The sequence below is a fragment of the Acinetobacter sp. genome (genome assembly GCF_045628685.1).
GTDB lineage: Bacteria > Pseudomonadota > Gammaproteobacteria > Pseudomonadales > Moraxellaceae > Acinetobacter.
Window position 1 is genome coordinate 1 of sequence record NZ_JAZQPV010000083.1, and the last position, 3898, is coordinate 3898.

Genomic DNA, 3898 nt, shown 5'->3' on the forward strand with positions numbered 1-3898 from the left:
CTTCACTTCTCAGGTCAAGAGCAGCATGACGAGTTCCTCGAAAAGATCAAGGACGGCGTCCTCAAGGTAGGGGGACCCTCTTCATGGACTCCTTCGAAGTCGACAGCACAGGATTTTGCGCACAGTAAGAAGTCCTACTTCCCCACACCTGAGCTGATGTACGCGTCTGATAAGATGCAGAAGACGGGTGATCACATGGCCGGCTACGGTGGCGTGGTGCTGAAGACGAAGGTTGGTCCTGGTGTTGGTTGTGACCTGAGCAAGACCGAGTTCCAGAAGGAATCAGAAGTCATCCTCAAGCCTGGCACCTATCAGGTGGAAATTGAAGAGCTGATGGAACCGTATCATCGGAAGTACAACACCCCTGAAAAGCTTGAGGTGATCTTCAATGAGCTGAAGAAGGCCAAGGACAGGACTGACGATCTCACGAAGAAGGCGACGTACGTCCGTCGTTCCTGGTTTGACAAGCTGTCGCCAGAACAAGCTGACATTTTGATGAAGTACGAACTGAACCGCTTCTTGACAATGCCGGCAGGCGAACTTGAACGGCTAGGCGCTCAATTCAAAATCGAGGAAGACTACTTCAACAAAGGCTCACACCGTCTCAGCCTTGACGTATACGTTGGGGTTGATATCGAACTGTACGAGAAGTGTAGCGACAAAATGCAGGCCTTGGTTGACAAGCGAATCAAGATCGTCGTCAACGGACTGACCAAGGCGGTCAAGGCAATCGCTTCACATGAAAATGTCAGCACCATCAGTGAGTTCCGAATCTACGGTGTTAAGCACCTCATGAAGTTCTTCCCGACTGAAACTGCAGCAGCTGTCAAACCTCTGCGCAAGGTGCTCAGTGATCGTTACCACTTCTTGAACTCGCGTGAGAACTCGAAGAAACTCCAAACCCAAGATGATATCAGAAAGCACGGTGAAACTATTGCAAGCGTTGTTGGCGCAATGGCGAACCTATAAGGAACGAAATGGCAAATCAACCAAACCCCCTCGAAAGGCTGGCACTCCTTGAACAAGACGTCAAGGAGCTGAAGGCACAGGCACGAGCTGCTGAGCTTCGCGAGAAGAACCTGGCGACTCGACTGACAAAACTTCTTCAAGATCACTCAAAGGCGCAGCAGAAGATCAAGGACCTTGAGCTCGCTGCTCGTAAGACAGATGCGAAGATCACCCACGTGGCACAGACCAGAAAAGGATAAAAATGAAACTTCTAAAAGAACTCGTCGGCCTTCATGAAGCAAAGGACATCGATTTTAAGTCCATGAAATCGGTGGCGTCAGTAGATAAACCTGAAGATATCGATGGATTGAATATTTCTGGGAAAACCATCATCTTCGTGTACTATGCAGACCATCCGTCCTTGACTAATGCAGAGGAGAAGATGCAGTATCGATCCATCAAATCTGCGGCTGAAGCCGTTGGTGGTAAAGTCAGGCGTCGTAAGGAATTTGCTGATTACGAAGTCGCTAATATTCCAGGTGAGAAACTCAAGGAGTTTTTCAACAACTATAACGATGATCTAACTCTTGAAGACGATGAAGCGACCAAGTACGGGTTTGGTTGGAACTTTGAGATTTATCAGGTTGAGTGATCGGAAAGCTTCGTCTTTCTGGGAAACCGCGTATATATCTTTACTATGACTCACAACACAAAGGAACTATCTTCCGTGAACACCTTGTCCGCCCTCGTCGCTGTTACATCACTCCCTCTGGGTAGTGGGTATTCGTGCGCCCCAGCGGTACTTGGTACGAGAGGCTCCCCGAAGTAAGGTCTTGGAATAACAAAGACATACGAAGGGGAGCTACGAAAGTGGTTCCCCTTTGATGCTTTTGGAGCAAAATGAATACGTGGAAGAGACGTAAAGAAGTTCCATTGACGTATGAACGTTTGACGAGTTTGATGGATTACGATCCAGAGACAGGTGAATTTGAATGGAAGGTTGTTAGGCCTGGACCAAAACGTTCCAAACAGAATCCGAAGAAATACCCGAAGTACAAGATCGATGGGGTTCACTACGCAGCACATCATCTTGCATGGTTTTATGTTTACGGAAAATGGCCTCAAAGCGATGTCATTGACCACGTGGATAGAAACATCCATAACAACCGAATTAAGAATCTGCGAGAAGCAACATTTGCTCAGAACTCGCAGAACATTACAAAATCTGAGCGTGTTGCACCAGGAATTAAGAAGACCAAGAATAAGTTCGTGGCAACAGTGAAGAAAGAGTTTGATACCCAAGAGGAAGCAGAAGCTTGGTTAGCGCAGGTCCAATAAAGTTGTACAGCGACTGGTGCACATGTTACTATAGCATCACTGACCAGCAAACGTTGCAAAACGTAGTTGATCAGGATTAAAAAGGTTGTACAAAATCGGAGTTTATGTTATAATGAACTCCTCGGTTGTTAAAGTTTGTTGGTGGTAGTTCAACCTAAACGATGATTGCAAATATCGGACAAGCTTTAAAAACTGTGTTATAATTGCAACACCAACTGCTACACAACGTAGCAAGTTAAAAAGTTGGTTCTTTAACAATTTGGAATGCCAACAGCTTAGGCTGAAAGCAACAAGAGTTCGTGGATGCACTGACGTGCCGATCGATGAAACCTCAATGCCGTGAATCACGCAGTAAGAACGTCAGTTCGAGTGAAACGGTAATAGGACCCACATACAATGATTTGTAGCTGCCTTGTCGACGTAAGTTGACCGGATACCGATCATTAACAAATACCGGGTCTAAGACTTCTTGTTGCCACTTCAGCCTAAGCGATTTAATCGGCGTGTATGAGGTTTCTTGTACACGCCGATCATCTGGTTCCTTAGCTCAGCTGGTAGAGCGGGTCCCTTACAAGGATTAGGTCGGGAGTTCGAACCTCTCAGGAACTACCAAAGCAAAGCTTACTGGAATGGTAAACACGGACTCTATGGACTCTATGGAGTCGGGTGTGAGACGGACAGATTAAGTTGCGACACTTATAACAGTGAGCTTTGCTTTGGGTGTACGTCAGAGTTGGAGAGCTGAAGCTGCCTGTAAAGCAGTTGCCTCGTGCTGAGTAGGTTCGAATCCTACTGCACTCACCAAAATATGGGCTGTCATCAGGGGATGACGCTGCACTTGCACTGCGGTAGGAAGGGTTCGAGTCCCTTACGGTCCACCAGCATATTTCAGGTTAGTTTGTACATTCGGTTGTATAAATAAGAATGTACAAACTACCGTGAGATGAAATGTCAAAGTATAACCGAAAGTCAGCAACTTATGAAGAAGTTGCTGAAGCAATTAGCAAGCACAAGACAATGGGTGGATCTGCAATTTCACTTGGGATTGATCGAAGAACCTTTTATAAGATCGCCAGTGAATATGGGCTCTATCATGGAGATGCGCGAGGCGGTAAAAAGTTTGATCTGCTTGATATTTTGGCAGGAAAACATCCTCAGTACCCTACGTCAAAGTTGTCTAAACGTTTGGTGAAAGAAGGTTATAAGAAGTATGAGTGTCAGTCATGTGGTATTTCAGACTGGAATGGGAAACCAATTTCACTGGAATTAAATCACATTGATGGTAACAGCGGAAATCATGCTTTAGAGAATCTTGAGCTGATTTGTCCAAACTGTCATTCTCAAACTGATACGTACAGAAGTAAGAAGTTGAAGATAACGAATTTGGAGGGTAGGGCGCATGGCGCGCAAGCAGACTTGAAATCTGTCCCACTGGGGCCAACCCTCGGTGAGGGTTCGATTCCTTTACCCTCCGCCACCAGAAGAGGAAGAAGTTATGCGCACGTGGGGGAATTGGTAGACCCGCCAGCTTGAGGGGCTGGTTCTTAACCGAGTGTGGGTTCGAGTCCCACCGTGCGCACCAGAATTTAGCAATACCGGTCAATGTTGCCGT

The 3898-nt window shown here is 46.5% G+C and carries 4 protein-coding genes, 5 tRNA genes and 1 pseudogene; all 10 read left to right on the forward strand.

Annotated features, from left to right (window positions below; translation table 11 throughout):
* Nucleotides 1-969, forward strand: a 969-nt coding sequence (locus ACKI4H_RS11240; protein ID WP_407305758.1) for a hypothetical protein, incomplete at its 5' end; no start/stop codon positions are given.
* 8 nt (nucleotides 970-977) lie between these two features.
* The gene (locus ACKI4H_RS11245) at nucleotides 978-1208 is read left to right on the forward strand and encodes a hypothetical protein (protein WP_407305760.1); all 231 of its coding nucleotides are present in this window, start codon (nucleotides 978-980) and stop codon (nucleotides 1206-1208) included.
* Between the two features lie 2 nt (nucleotides 1209-1210).
* Nucleotides 1211-1600, forward strand: a complete 390-nt coding sequence (locus ACKI4H_RS11250) for a hypothetical protein (protein WP_407305761.1) — start codon at nucleotides 1211-1213, stop codon at nucleotides 1598-1600.
* 248 nt (nucleotides 1601-1848) lie between these two features.
* Nucleotides 1849-2286, forward strand: a complete 438-nt coding sequence (locus ACKI4H_RS11255) for an HNH endonuclease signature motif containing protein (RefSeq protein ID WP_407305763.1) — start codon at nucleotides 1849-1851, stop codon at nucleotides 2284-2286.
* Nucleotides 2287-2822: 536 nt separating this feature from the next.
* Nucleotides 2823-2898, forward strand: a tRNA-Val gene (locus tag ACKI4H_RS11260).
* Between the two features lie 106 nt (nucleotides 2899-3004).
* A tRNA-Tyr gene (locus ACKI4H_RS11265) sits at nucleotides 3005-3090 on the forward strand.
* Between the two features lie 6 nt (nucleotides 3091-3096).
* A tRNA-Ala gene (locus ACKI4H_RS11270) sits at nucleotides 3097-3167 on the forward strand.
* 136 nt (nucleotides 3168-3303) lie between these two features.
* Nucleotides 3304-3618 (forward strand): annotated as a pseudogene (locus ACKI4H_RS11275) (HNH endonuclease signature motif containing protein); the annotation flags it as partial.
* Nucleotides 3619-3671: 53 nt separating this feature from the next.
* Nucleotides 3672-3763, forward strand: a tRNA-Ser gene (locus tag ACKI4H_RS11280).
* 20 nt (nucleotides 3764-3783) lie between these two features.
* Nucleotides 3784-3868, forward strand: a tRNA-Leu gene (locus tag ACKI4H_RS11285).
* Nucleotides 3869-3898 lie beyond the last annotated feature (30 nt).